Origin of the sequence: Streptomyces sp. NPDC058284 (genome assembly GCF_042881135.1) — a bacterium.
Taxonomy (GTDB): Bacteria; Actinomycetota; Actinomycetes; order Streptomycetales; family Streptomycetaceae; genus Streptomyces.
In genome coordinates, this window is the sequence record NZ_JBHVYE010000002.1 from 507,388 (window position 1) to 520,402 (window position 13,015).

Annotated in this window: 9 protein-coding genes and 1 pseudogene; 2 read left to right on the forward strand and 8 right to left on the reverse strand. The window is 70.1% G+C overall.

The window, feature by feature from the left end:
- Positions 1-440: 440 nt before the first annotated feature.
- A pseudogene (locus tag ACFVYR_RS05475) lies at positions 441-992 on the forward strand (serine/threonine-protein kinase); the annotation flags it as partial.
- A gap of 163 nt (positions 993-1,155) precedes the next feature.
- On the forward strand, positions 1,156-1,992 hold the full coding sequence (locus tag ACFVYR_RS05480) for a hypothetical protein (protein WP_384262478.1): 837 nt from the start codon (positions 1,156-1,158) through the stop codon (positions 1,990-1,992).
- A 219-nt stretch (positions 1,993-2,211) separates the two neighbouring features.
- Here the strand turns inward: ACFVYR_RS05480 and ACFVYR_RS05485 are convergent, their stop codons facing one another.
- The 8 genes from ACFVYR_RS05485 to ngcE form a co-directional block, all read right to left on the reverse strand.
- Positions 2,212-5,610: a CHAT domain-containing protein gene (locus ACFVYR_RS05485; RefSeq protein WP_384257778.1), complete on the reverse strand. Its 3,399-nt coding sequence runs from the start codon at positions 5,608-5,610 to the stop codon at positions 2,212-2,214.
- A 30-nt stretch (positions 5,611-5,640) separates the two neighbouring features.
- Positions 5,641-6,129: a hypothetical protein gene (locus ACFVYR_RS05490; RefSeq protein WP_384257780.1), complete on the reverse strand. Its 489-nt coding sequence runs from the start codon at positions 6,127-6,129 to the stop codon at positions 5,641-5,643.
- Positions 6,130-6,170: 41 nt separating this feature from the next.
- Positions 6,171-7,052, reverse strand: a complete 882-nt coding sequence (locus ACFVYR_RS05495) for a carbohydrate ABC transporter permease (protein WP_384257783.1) — start codon at positions 7,050-7,052, stop codon at positions 6,171-6,173.
- Positions 7,052-7,999 carry a carbohydrate ABC transporter permease gene (locus tag ACFVYR_RS05500; RefSeq protein WP_384257786.1) on the reverse strand — a complete coding sequence of 316 codons (948 nt, stop codon included), beginning with the start codon at positions 7,997-7,999 and terminating at the stop codon, positions 7,052-7,054. The genes ACFVYR_RS05495 and ACFVYR_RS05500 overlap by 1 nt, the downstream gene beginning before the upstream one ends.
- Positions 8,000-8,060: 61 nt before the next feature.
- Positions 8,061-9,323, reverse strand: coding sequence for an extracellular solute-binding protein (locus tag ACFVYR_RS05505; RefSeq protein ID WP_384257789.1), 1,263 nt, complete (start codon positions 9,321-9,323; stop codon positions 8,061-8,063).
- 149 nt (positions 9,324-9,472) lie between these two features.
- Positions 9,473-10,369 (reverse strand): carbohydrate ABC transporter permease, encoded by an 897-nt coding sequence (locus ACFVYR_RS05510; RefSeq protein ID WP_384257792.1) that lies wholly within the window; start codon positions 10,367-10,369, stop codon positions 9,473-9,475.
- A 20-nt stretch (positions 10,370-10,389) separates the two neighbouring features.
- Positions 10,390-11,304 carry a carbohydrate ABC transporter permease gene (locus tag ACFVYR_RS05515; protein WP_384257922.1) on the reverse strand — a complete coding sequence of 305 codons (915 nt, stop codon included), beginning with the start codon at positions 11,302-11,304 and terminating at the stop codon, positions 10,390-10,392.
- A gap of 158 nt (positions 11,305-11,462) precedes the next feature.
- On the reverse strand, positions 11,463-12,896 hold the full coding sequence (gene ngcE, locus ACFVYR_RS05520) for an N-acetylglucosamine/diacetylchitobiose ABC transporter substrate-binding protein (protein ID WP_384257794.1): 1,434 nt from the start codon (positions 12,894-12,896) through the stop codon (positions 11,463-11,465).
- Between the last annotated feature and the right edge of the window lie 119 nt (positions 12,897-13,015).

Below are 13,015 nucleotides of genomic sequence, written 5' to 3' on the forward strand. Positions count from 1 at the left end.
CCTTTGCCCTCTTTCGGACGGCTCTGGAGCCCCCCGTGACACCGGCCCCCTGAGCGGGTGCCGGGCCATGTACAAGTTGTGAACTCCAAACTCAGCTGTAGGAGATGCCGCAGTCAAGTCCTTGACGGGGATCCGGCCCGGGTGAGCTTCTCCCTCCTGGGCCGCTCACCGGACGGACCAGCTCCGCACGGCCACGCCGCCGACCGTGACACGGCCGCCGTCCGCCGTGTCGCGTGAGGCCCTGATGTGTGTAAGAGGTGTCGGAATCGGCCGACCTCGCGCATACCGGGGACACCTGCTTCCTTCGTTCCCTACGTTGTTGGACGGACCGTCAGATGTAGCGGACAGGGTGGGACGGGGGCGCGATGGAACGGCTGACGGCGGGCGATCCGACCGAGGTCGGGCGGTACCGCACGATCGCGGAGCTCGGCCGGGGCGGCATGGGGCGGGTCCTGCTGAGCAGCGCCCCGGACGGCCGCCTGGTCGCGCTGAAGCAGGTGCACGAGCAGTTCGTCACGGACGACGGCTTCAGGGCGCGGTTCCGCCGCGAAGTGGCCGCCTCCCGCAAGGTGTCGGGCGTGCACACCCCCGCGGTGACCGACGCCGACTCGGACGCGGCCGAACCATGGCTGACCTCGGAGTTCGTGCCGGGCCCCTCACTGCAGGAAGCGGTCGCGTCGGTCGGCGCGCTGCCGGAGGAGGCGGTGCTGCGCATGGCGGCCGGACTGGCCTCCGCCCTGGTGGACATCCACCGGGCGGGACTGGTGCACCGTGACCTGAAACCGTCCAACGTCCTGCTCGCCGACGACGGCCCCCGGGTGATCGACTTCGGCATCGCGCGGGCGGCCGACAGCGAGGACGGTACCGAGCCGACCGGCTCGGGCCTGCTGGTCGGCTCCCCCGGCTTCATGTCCCCGGAACAGGCCGAGGGGCAGCCACCGGGTCCGGCCGCCGACGTGTTCTCCCTGGGATCGGTGCTGGTCATGGCATGTACGGGCAAGGGCCCGTTCACCGGACCCGGCGTGCCCCAGACCCTGTACAACATCGTGCACACCGAACCCGACCTCTCCGGGCTGCCCGGCGACGCTCCGGCCCCTCGTCGCCCGCTGCCTCGCCAAGGACCCGCGGGAGCGGCCGACGCCCGCTCAACTCCTCGTGGACATCGGCCGGATCGCGCCGTCGGCACGCCCCTGGCCGACCGAGGTGCACGAGCTGATCGCCGCCCAGCAGGCCGAGATCGCCCGGCTGCGGGCCGAGTTGGCGAGCCGCGTGGACGACCGGGCCACCGAACGGACCGCCGAACGGACCGTCGTCATCGAGGCCCCGCCCGCGGAGCCGCCGCGGCGGCCGTCCCGGCGCACGCTCGCCGTCGCCGCGGTGGCGGCCGTGGCCGTCGGCGCGCTGACCGCCACGGCCGTCCACACCCTGACGACCTCCGGACGCGAGAGCGAGCACACCACCGGGACCCGTCCTCGGGCCACCCCGACCGCGGCGCGGGCGACCTCGGACCAAACCCCGGACACGGCAGCGGAACGGGCCACCGAGGCGCCTCGGCTGCCGACGGAGGACCCGGTCGAAGCGCCGGCCACCCCCGAGACCGGACCCTCACCTGACCCCGAGCCCTCGCGGCAGGCCCCGACGAAGGTCCGGACGCGCCCGAGCACCCGCCCCGCGGCGATCGCCGACTGCGGCGGGCAGGCCCTGGACCGGCCCGCCTCGCTGCTGCTCGCCTGCGGCGACGGCGGGTCCGGGCTCGACGCCCTGACGTGGACGGGCTGGGGCACGCCCACCGCCCGCGCCACCGGCCAGGGGCGCGAACGGGTCTGCACCCCGAGCTGCGCGGAGGGCCGTGAGGCCCGCTACCCGGTGACGGTGACCGTCTCGGGCCTTGCCGCGGGGCGCTACACCGTCATACGGGTCGACGCCCCGCAGGCTCCTGGCGGCTCCGCCGACTACAGCCTCGGCCCGTACGGCCCGACGAGGAGAGGCTGACGGACCGCCTCACAGGCAGGCTCTCAGCTTGTCTTTCAACATCAGAGCCTGTGTCATATCCCCGGTCGGATCAGTGGGCGTCGTCTGGTGCGTGCGATCGCAAGGCGCCGGGAAGCCCTCGTAGCGGAGCTACTAGGGCTTTTCGGCAACGCGGCGAGCGTGCGTGCCAGACGACGACCACCCGGCCGGGGATATGACACAGGCTCTCAGACGCCTGTGTCATGTCCCCCACGCCGTGAACGCCCCCCAGTGCACGGCCGAAGCGAAGGGTCGCTCGTCCGCCGGGCTCGCCTGCCCCGCGTACCGCCCGGCCGGCTCCGCGAGATGCGGGTGCGCCCGCGTGTACCGCGTCAGCTCGTCCCGGGTGAGCCTGCGCAGCCAGCCGCGCGAGCGCCGCAGCGCGGGTACGGGGGCGTGGCCGAGGGCGAGGAGTTCGTGGAAGCGGGTCATCAGGAAGGCGGTCGCCAGGTCGTCCACCTGCCACAGGCTCGTCACGGCGCAGGCGGCGCCCGCCTGGAGGAACCCGGCGGGTAGCCCGAGGAACTGGTCGGGGGCCTCGATGATGTCGTAGTGCCCGGACTGGCAGGCGCTGGCCACCGCCAGCCTGCACGAAGGGAGTTGGTGCCGTACGAGGGTGTCCATGTCGAGGTGGCCGTCGGCGAGCACCAGCGAACCGCCCCGCCCCTCGGGGCCGGCCCTCCCGTGACAGCTCAGGTGCAGGTACGACGCCTCGGCGAGGTGAGCGAGCACCCAGCCCACCGTCGCCTCGTCCCCCACCGCGCTGCTGACCTCGCCCCTGGCCGCGAACAGCGCGGCGATCTCGGCGCGTTCACCGCGGCTGCCGGGCAGCGAGCCGTCCGGGTCCGTGACGGTCACGAGGCGCGGCACGGCTTCCCGGGGCCGCTCGGCCCGTGCCCGGGACGCGGCATGGACGGCCGCGGAGGGGGCGAGGGCCAACGTCCCCACGTCGTCGAGGACTTGCAGCGCTCCGTCGGCACCACCGGGGCCCAGCGGCACGGCGTGCAGGGGCACGAGGCCCAGCAGGCCGGTCGGTACGACGACGGCCTCATGTCGTGCGTCCTGTCCGAGGAGGTCGGCGAGCGGGCGCACGAGTGGTTCCAGGACACCGAGGCGGCCGAGGGTCGCCGGGAGTTCCCGGCGGCGCGTCAGCCGCGTCCCCTGCTGCACGAGCCACAGGCCCGCTCTCTCGTCCTCCGGGTCGATCACGAGCAGGTGGAGGAGGGTGACGCTGCTGATCTCGGGGACGTGCACGGCCCGTACGGTCGGCCCACCGCCGCCGCCCGCCCTGCCACCACCGCCACCACCGTGGCCGCCATCGCCGTCGCCGTCGCCGTCGCCGTCGCCGTCGCCGTCGCTGGAGACGATGAGCACGTAGCTCCCCCACGGCGCGTTCACCAGATAGGCGAGCGGCACCCCGCCCGCGGCCCTGGCGATGTCCCGCACCTGCGTGGTGCGCAGGAATTCCTCGAAGCCGGGGATCGCCCGGACCTCCTCGACCACCGTGCGCAGGGCGCGTTCGGCGTCGGCCTGCCCGCGGGTCCCGGGGGTGAGCGGGCCTTCGGCCGCCGCCGCGGGTTCCGTGACCGAGGAGCTGTACCGGGCCCGCGCCCGGGTGTAGCGCTCGGCCAGGAGGGGGTCGACGCGTTCGAGTCGCGTCAGCTCCGCCGCTCCGCGTCCCGCCACCGCCGAGAGCTCGCAGGCGAGGCCGCGCTCCAGCGCCTCGACCGCGCGCTCGGGGCGGCCCGCCCGCGCCAGCAGGTAGGCGGTCCAGCGGGCGAGCCGGTCCACTTGGAGGAGGACCCCGCGGCGGCTCTCCACGGTGACCTGGGCGTCGTAGAGCGCGCTGACGGCGGTGAGCATGTCCTCGGCGACGTCGGCCGCTTCCGTCCAACGCCCGGTGGCCGCATGGGAGTCCATCAGCTCCTTGGCGATCCTGAGATGCAGGGAGGGCGCGATGGCGGGAGGCGCGGCCGTCAGGGCCGCCTGTCGCAGCCGGACGCTCCCGGGGCTGTCGTGCCCGTCGATCAGATCGGTGGCCCGCGCAAGGAGCCAGGTGACGCGGGCCTCGTCGATCAGGCCGGGGCGCGCCGCCGCCAGGTCGAGCGCCGCGGTGGCGGCGGTGCGGGCTCCGTGGGCGTCCGGGGACTCGCGGTTGAGCAGCAGGTCGGCGAGGTTGCCCTGCGCCACCGACCACAGTGCGGGGGCGTCGTCGGGCCGCAGGTGGCGCAGTGTGTCGCGGTAGCACTCCTCGGCCTGCCGGAGGTCTTCGGGCTCGGCCCTGCGGGCGAGGAGCAGGCCCAGATTGACCTGGGAGTAGGCCCAGTTGACCACCGAACGCTCCGGGGAGCGCTCCGCCAGACCCGCCCTGATGTGCTCGATGCCGAGGGCGAGGTCCGAGGGTCCCCCGCCGGGCCGCTCGGAGAGGTGCAGTCCGTAGTTGGTCTGGATTCTGGCCCAGTACTCGGGGTGTTCGCGGCGGTCGAGCGTGCTCGCGCGGGCCAGCAGGTCACGGGCGGTCTCCCAGACCTCGAGGCGGTCGCCGTCGTCGCGTGCGTAGTGGGCGCTGGCGAGGTTGTTGGCCGTCCGCACCCAGTCCAGGGTGCCTTCGGGCCGTCGGGACAGGGCGTGTTCGAGGAGCCGGATCCCTTCGGCGAGGTCGGCCGTCGCCCCGGTGGTGACGAGGCGTTCGCCGAGCAGGTCGGCCAGCTCGGTCTCCAGGTCCTCCTCGCCGAGGTCGGCCGCGAGTCGCAGGGCCTCGCGGGCCCGCGCGATGCCCTCGGGCCCCTCGCCGCGAAAGGCGCTCTCGTACAGTTCGTCGAGACGGGCGCGCAGATCGCCGCCGAACCGGCCGAGCGAGTCGAAGTAGCGCCGCATGGCCTCGTCGGGCGGGGTCCGGCCGTCGCAGAGCTCGTCAAGGAGGTCCTGCCGCCGCCGCAGCGCCGATTCGAGTGGGGTGCCGGTGGCCGCACGCAGCTCCTCGCGTCCGGCGTCGCGCAGCTTGGTGCCTTCGGTCAGCTCCGGTTCCGTGCGCACCAGTTCGGCGAGTTCGTCGGGCGGGCTCGCCACTACGGCGTACAGCAGCCGCTCGATCCGGATCTCCTCATGGCTCTCCGCGAGGTAGTGCAGGAAGGTCCCGTAGTTGTCGACGGTCGGCTGCCCCTGGGGGGCCAACTCCGCGCAGGCGGAGTCGGGTTCGGTCAGGTCGCGTTCCAGGTCCCGGGACAGGACGACGGGGACGAGTCCGCGGGGCAGCGGGATCGCGTTGCCGGTGAAGACGTGTCCGTGGAAGGCCCCGCCCCGCCCGGCCTCTTCGAGCAGGGCGACCCCGGACCACTGGGACGGATCCCCCCGCAGCTCCTCGATGGAGAGGCCGAGCAGCATCGGCGCCGTCTCCCCGGGGCGCAGTACGAGCAGCGGGGCGGCGATCTCCGCTCTCTCCCCGCACCCGGGACACTCCACCCACGCCAGCCCCGCGTCCGGCGCCGCCAGGACGTCGGCCCGTTCGCGGGCGTCGACGACGCGCCACACCGGGGCCTCGCACCCCCGGCCGCACTTCTCGCACCGCCAGGCGTACGCCGCCCGCTTCGACACCGCCACGGCGCCCCCGCTCCCCCGGCCGACCGCCGGCTACTTCCCGCCGGTGAGCCGCGTGAGCAGGGCCGTGAAGACCCGGCCCAGGGCGGCGTCCTTCATGGCCCGCTTGTGGAGGGTGAAGCTCCACCTGCCCCGGGTGTCCCGCTTCACGGCGACCTCGGTCTGGAGGAGCACGACGACCAGGACGGTGCCCGAGAGCGCCACGGGTTCGAAGCGCTCCATGGGCGAGCGCGCGTAGTCGACGGCCTCGCCGACCGTGCGTGCCATGTCCTCGTCCCGCGACGCCACGTACTCCAGGGTGGCGCGCGCGAGTTCGCCCTCGGTCACCTCCGGGCGGCCCGGCGGCAGGTACGCTGCCAGGTCCCCGGCGGTCGCCGCCTCCGTCAGCTCGGCGTCGCCCCAGGGGCACCGGCCCGCCTCGGCGAGGAGCCCCCGCTCCTCCACCACGACGGCGAGGGCCCGGACGGCCGTCTCCTCGGGGAGCGCCCGGATCTCCCGCTCCAACTGCACTCGACTCGCCATGCCCCCAATTCTGGCGGCATGCCGGTCCTTTCGGGGGCGGTTTACTTCACCGAGCCCGCCGTAAGTCCGCTCACGACGTGCTTCTCGATGAAGGCGAACAGCACGATGACCGGGATGATCGCGACCACGGAGGCGGCGAAGAGGTAGTTCCACTGCACCGTGTAGTTGCCGATGAAGTTGTTGATGCCGACGGTCAGCGGCTGCTTCTCCGGCTCGGTCGTCAGGGTCAGGCCCATCACGAACTCGTTCCAGGACGTGATGAAGGTGAAGATCACGGCTGTGACGACGCCCGGCAGGGCGAGCGGCAGCGTCACCTTGATCATGGCCCCGAAGCGGCTGGTGCCGTCGACCATGGCGGCTTCCTCCAGCTCCGGCGGGATGGAGCTGATGTAGGCCGTCAGGATCCACACCGCGAAGGCGAGGTTGAACGCCGCGTTGGTGAGGATCAGGGTCCAGACCGAGTTGAGCATGTCCAGCTCGTGGAACTCGCGGTAGAGGCCGACGAGGAGGGCGGTGGGCTGGAACATCTGGGTGACGAGGACGAGGAGCAGGAAGATCTTCCGGCCGCGGTAGCGCATGCGCGCCGTGTAGTAGGCGGCGGGCAGCGAGACGAGCAGGACCAGGAGGGTCGCGCCGCCCGCGACGAGCAGCGTGACCTGGAGGTTCTGGCCGAGCTCGGACTCCTTCCAGACGTCGATGAAGTTGCCCCACTCCAGGTTCTTGGGCAGGTAGGTGCGGTCGCGCAGCTCCTCCTTGGGGCGGAGCGCGGTGACGATCATCTCCAGGTACGGCGCGAGGAAGACCGCGGCGAGGAGCCAGGCGCAGGCCGTGATGACCAGGGTGCGGGGCCGGAAGGTGCGCCGGGGCCTGTTCGGTCCGCCGTCCTTCCGGGGCGCGGGGCGGGTCGCCGTCGCGGTGGCCATCAGTCCTCCTCGTTCCACCGGCTGACCTTCAGGAAGATCAGCACGAGCACCACGACCATCAGGAAGTTGACGACCGACATGGCCGCGGACTCACCGATGTCGGTCTCCTTCAGCTTGTACATGAACACCATCGACGTGGAGGTGTCGTAGCCCGGTCCGCCCTGGGTCATGGCCCAGATGATCGGGAAGGAGTTGAAGACGTTGATGAGGTTGATGACGACGCCGACGAGGAAGGCGGGCCGCAGCATCGGCAGGGTGATGTGGCGGTACGTCTGCCAGGGTCCCGCGCCGTCGATCCTCGACGCCTCGTAGACCTCCTGCGGGATGGTCTGGAGACCGGCCAGGAGGGTGTACGTGGTGAAGGGGAGGGAGACGAAGACGGCGACGGCCATCATCCACGGCCACGCGGTCTCCGGCTTGCCGAGCCAGTCCTTGGAGTCGTCGATCAGGCCGAGGTCGAGCATCAGCGTGTTGAGCACGCCCGCCGTCTGGTTGAGCATCCACTTGAAGCCGATGGCGGTCATCAGGACGGAGGCGGCCCAGGGGGCGATGAGCGCCCAGCGGGTGACGCGGCGGCCGGGGAACTTCTGGTTGAACAGCTGGGCGAGGGCCAGCGAGAGCAGCATCGTCACGGTGACGACGACGACCGTCCACACCACCGTCCAGAGCAGCACGGCCCCGAGGTCGCTCTCCTCGAAGAGCTTCTTGAACTTGTCGGTCCCGGCGCTGCCGCGCACCTTGCCGGCGATGGAGATGTTGAGGAACGAGGTGCGGATCAGCTCGACGACGGGCCAGACGACCACGGCGAGGATCAGCAGGATGACGGGCGCTATCCAGGGCAGCGGGCCAAGCCGGGCGATGCCGCTGCGGCGGCTCACCGGCCCGGGTGCGCGCCCGCCCCGTCCCCGGCCGGAGTCGGCCGGGGACGGAGGGGCCTTCAGGGACACAAGGACTCCTAGCGAACGGGGTGTGGGGTGGTGAGGTGAGCGAACGGCCGTGCCCGTGCGGCTACTTGGCCTCGCTCGCCGCCGTCTCCGCCTTCTTCTGCAGGTCGCCGAGGACCTGCTTCGGGTCGTCGGAGACCGCCTTGCCGCCGGTCTTCTTCATCTCGGCGGAGACGACGTCCCACGAGGTGTCGCCCAGCGGGTAGAACTTCGCCTTCGGGAGCACCGCGAAGAACGGCTCGAGGTCCTTGTGCTTGCCGTTGCTCTGCATGGTCTTGAGGGCGTCCTGGGTGACCGGCATGAGGTTGTACATCTCGTCGAACGCCAGCATCTTCTTGGAGTACGTGAAGTCCAGGAACTTCTTCACGCCCTCCTTCTTCGCGCCGCCGTCCTTGAACGCCATCATCCAGTCGGCAACGCCGAGGGTGCCGTCCAGCGGGCCCTGCTTGCCGGGGACGGGGGCGACGCCGTAGTCGACCTTGCCCCCCTTGGCCATCTGGATGAGGCTCGGGTGGCCGTTGAGCATGCCGACCTTGCCCGCCGCGAAGTCCGCGAAGGCCGTCTTGCGGTCGGTGGAGGCGGGGTTGGCGTACGTCAGGCCCGGCTTGACCAGGTTGGCCTTCAGCCAGTTGAAGGTCTCGACGTTCTGCGGGCTGTCGATGGTGTACTTGCCGTCCGCGTCGGTGTACCCGCCGCCGTTGCCGAGCTCCCACAGCATCGACTCGCCCTGGGTCTCCTCGGGGCCGAGCGGCAGGGCGTAGGGGGTGTCGGCGGCCTTCTTGGCCTTGATCTTCTTGGCGTCGGCGGCCAGTTCGTCCCACGTCTTCGGCGGGCTCTTGATGCCGGCCTTCTTGAAGACGGCCTTGTTGTAGAACATCACGCGGCTGGAGGAGACCCACGGGATGCCGTACTGGGTGCCGTCGACCTCGCCGGCCTTGGCGAAGGTGGGGATGAGGTTCTCGCGCGTCTTGGCGGACATCACCTCGTCCGCCTTGTAGAGCAGGTCGTCGGCGACCTTGTCGGCGTAGCCGCCGGTCTGGAGCAGGTCCGGCTCGTTGCCCGCCTGGATCATGTTCTTGACGGACTTGTCGATCTCGTTCCAGTTGATGACCTGGACGTCGACCTTGTAGCCCTTGTTGGCCTTCTCGAATTCCTTCTTGACCTCGGCCCAGTACACCTTGGAGGCGTTGGAGGCCTTGTCGCCGTAGTCGGCGGCGACGAGCTTGATCGTCTTGCTGTCGCCGCTGTCGCTGTCACCGCCGCAGGCGGTGAGGCCAAGGGCCATGGCGACCGTTGCCGCACCGGTGGCGATTATTCGATTCCTCATGATGGTTCAACCCTTCGACATCGGTGTCGACTTGCGCGCGTCCGGTCGCCCCCCGCGGCGCCGTGGCGCAGAGACTACTCACGGCCCGATTCGCCTCGACAGGCCTAGACCACTTTCGTGGCCAACCTGAAATCACCTGCCTCACCAGGTCACTTGACGGCTCCTGCGGTCAGACCGGCCTGTACCTGTCGCTGGAAGACCGCGTAGACGACGAGCACCGGGAGCATCGCGATCGTCAGGCCCGCGAAGAGCGCGCCCCAGTCGCCCCGGTAGCCCTGCGAGACGGCCAGGGAGGCGAGCCCCTGCGGCAGTACGTAGGCTTTCTCGTCCTCGCTGTTGAGCAGCAGCGGCAGCAGGTACTGGTTCCACTGGCCGAGGAAGTTGAAGATGCCGATGCTGACCAGGCCGGGCTTGGCCATCGGCAGCATGATCTGGAAGAAGGTGCGGGTGTGCGAGGCCCCGTCGACCATCGCCGCCTCCTGCACGCCGGTCGGCAGCGTGCGGAAGAAGGAGGTCAGGAAGAAGGTGGTGAACGGCAGGGAGTACGCGATGTACGCGATCATCAGCCCCGGCCGGGTGTCGAGGAGGCCGAAGTTCTCCATGACCGCGAAGAGCGGCACCAGGGCGAGGATGACCGGGAACATCATGCCGCCCGCGAACAGCATGAAGACGAGGCGGTTGCCGGGGAAGGTGAAGCGGGCGATGACGTAGGCCGCCATCGAGCCGAGCAGCATGGTGCCGGTCAGCGAACCGGCGAGGATGATCAGTGAGTTGAGGGTGTACCGCCCGATGCTCGCCTTGCTCCAGGCGTTGGAGAAGTTCTCCCAGTGGAAGGAGGCGGGCCAGCCCATCGGGTCGCTGAGGATCTCGGCCGAGGGGCGGAACGCGGTGAGCGCGACCCAGATCAGCGGCCCGGCGGCGAGGACGACCCACAGGACGAGGAAGGCGTGCGAGAAGACGTTGAGGGTGGCGCCGCCCGTCTCCTTCGTACCGCGGGGCGCGGCGACGGTCTCGGGACGCGGCGCGGAGGTGGTGGTCGTGGTCATGATGCGTGGCTCCCGCGGTCTCAGTATTCGATCCGGTCGCGGTTCCCGAGCCGCATGACGATCAGGGAGAACGCCATGCTGAGGACGAGAAGGACGACGCCGATGGAGGTGGCGTAGCCGTACTGGCCGTCCCTGAACCGCTCGTAGAGGAAGACCGGGGTCACCTTCAGGACGTGCGGGGGCACCATGACCAGGCAGATCGCGAAGGTGTCGAGCGCCTGGATGCCCATGTAGATCCAGCCGGTGCGCACGGTGTCCCAGATCAGCGGGAGCGTGACGTTGAAGAAGGTGCGGGCGCGGCCCGCGCCGTCGAGGAGCGCTGCCTCGTAGATCTCCTTGGGCACCGATCCCATCGCCGCGGAGAACAGCACGACGTAGAAGCCGATGAAGCTCCAGCTGATCACGGTGAGCAGCGAGATGATGCCGAGGGTCTCGTCGCCGCCGAGCCAGGCGGGCCCCTCGATGCCGGCCTTGTCGAGGCCGCCGTTGATGAGGCCGCTGTTGGTGTTGAAGACGCGCCCCCACACCACGGCGATGATGGCGACGGAGAGCACCTGCGGGAAGAAGTAGACGACCTTGTAGAGCGAGGAGCCCGCGACGCCCGCGATGGCCCGGCCCCTGCGGTGCCGGCCGCCCGAGGTGATCATGTAGGCGAAGAACATGCCGAGGACCAGAGTGATCGCGGGGGCGATGAGCAGCAGGAGGGCGCTCACCTCCAGGGAGTCCCAGAAGCGCTCGTCGTTGAACATCTTGCGGTAGTTGTCGAAGCCGACGAAGTTCGCGACCGGGCCGCCGGACCAGTCGGTGAACGAGTAGTAGATCGCCTGGAGGAAGGGCGAGACGACGAACAGCGCGTAGAACGCGAGCGGCACGGCGAGGAAGCCCACGATGAAGCGGTACTTGTCGAGCGTGCGGTAGCGCCGGTCGTAGCGCACCCGCTCGGGGGTGAAGCGGGGCGGCAGCACCACCGCCAGGGCGAACAGCAGTCCGCTCACCGGCCTCGGTCCGGGCCCCGGGTCCGCCTGCTTCTTGGGAGGTGGGGAACCGCCCACCCTGGTGTCGGTCTTCACGCTGCTCAGCCCCGCCCGTCCGGTCACGCCTTCTTGATCTTGGTGATGTCGGGGTCGTTCTTGATCCGGTCCGCGGCCTTCTCCATGGTGTCCATCGCCTGCCTGGCCCCGATCTGGCCCTGCATGAACTTGTGGATCATGTTGTTGAAGTCCTCGCGGAACAGCTCGTTGTACCAGTCCATGAACTGAGGGATGACGATGTTGTCCCCGGCCGCCTTGATCGCCGCCTGGGCGCTCGCCGTGCCGGAGGGGAGCTTCAGGCCGTCGATGGCACCCTTGACGACGGGCATCGAGCCGACCTCCTTGAAGAGGTTCACGGAGGCCTCCTTGCTGTACATCATCCGCATCCACTCCAGGCCGCCCTGCACGTTCTTGGCCTTGGCGGGGACGATGAAGGGCTCACCCGCGGGGGCGTAGAGCGTGCCGAAGGGCATCTTGTCGCCCGAGTCGAGGGACGGGGTCGCGCCCACCGTCATCGCGAAGTCCTTGGGCGTGGTGTCCTTGGCCTCGTTCTCCACCCAGGAGCCGTTGGGCACGAAGACGCACTTGCCCTCCTTCGTCCACGCCGTCTGCATCTCGGTGTGGGCCTCGGTGCCGTCGAAGCCGGTGAGCACGTACTTCTTGGCGACCAGTTCCTCCCAGGCCTCGAAGACGTCCTTGACCGCGTCGTTCTTCCAGGCGCCCGGCTCCAGGTAGTCCATCGCCTCGATGACCTGACGGCCGCCGCGCTGGGCGAACATCGCGTACATGCTGAAGAACATGTAGCGCGGGTGGCCGCCCGGGTAGCTCCAGCCGTGGATGCCCTTGGCCTTGGCCTTCTTGCAGACCGCGAGCATCTCGTCCCAGGTCTTCGGGTACGCGGAGTCGAGCCCGTCCTCAAGGAGCTTCTTGGAGTACCAGTTCCCGTACACCGTCAGCGCGATGTTGAGCTGGTAGCACTCCTTGCCGCCGAAGCGGCCCATCTGCTCGACGATGGGCACCAGGGTCTCGCGCACGGTGACCTTCGGGTCGTCCCACGAGGGCGCGGCGAGCATCTCGCTGAAGTCGGCGACCTGCTTGTTGTGGACGAGCTTGCCGATGTTCATCTGGTCGGCGCCGGAGTTGTTGACGACGTCCGCCGTGGGCTTGCCGCGGACGATCTTCGGCTGGACCTGGGTGGCGATCTTCTCGGTGGGCTTCTGCTCCGGATCGGCCTTGGGATACTTCTTGTCGTACATGTCCGTGACGAACTGGGCGTACTTGTCGCCGTACCCGCCGTTGAAGATGTAGACCGTCAGGCCCGCGTCGTCCTTGACGCCGAGCGGGTTCTTCTTGGTCTTCTCGCCCTTCTCGGCCTTGTTCCCGTCGCCGCCACCGCTTGCGCAGGAGCTCAGCGCCCCGACGGCCGGCACCGCGAGCAGACCGGCGGCTGCCGCCCTCTTCATGACATCACGACGGTTGACGCTGGTGGATCCCATGCTCAAGTCCTCGCCTTCTCGTAGGACTCAGGCGGTGAACCGGACCCTCCCCGGCACCGCGGTGGTGTGAAGCTGGGCGCCGACCGGTATAGTCCACTCGCGGCCGGGTGAGCAAGATC

Coding starts and splice junctions, on each gene's coding strand:
- ACFVYR_RS05490 (WP_384257780.1), bottom strand. CDS start 6,129: ATGGCGAGTCGAGTGCAGTTGGAGCGGGAGATCCGGGCGCTCCCCGAG.
- ACFVYR_RS05495 (WP_384257783.1), bottom strand. CDS start 7,052: ATGGCCACCGCGACGGCGACCCGCCCCGCGCCCCGGAAGGACGGCGGA.
- ACFVYR_RS05505 (WP_384257789.1), bottom strand. CDS start 9,323: ATGAGGAATCGAATAATCGCCACCGGTGCGGCAACGGTCGCCATGGCC.
- ACFVYR_RS05510 (WP_384257792.1), bottom strand. CDS start 10,369: ATGACCACGACCACCACCTCCGCGCCGCGTCCCGAGACCGTCGCCGCG.
- ngcE (WP_384257794.1), bottom strand. CDS start 12,896: ATGGGATCCACCAGCGTCAACCGTCGTGATGTCATGAAGAGGGCGGCA.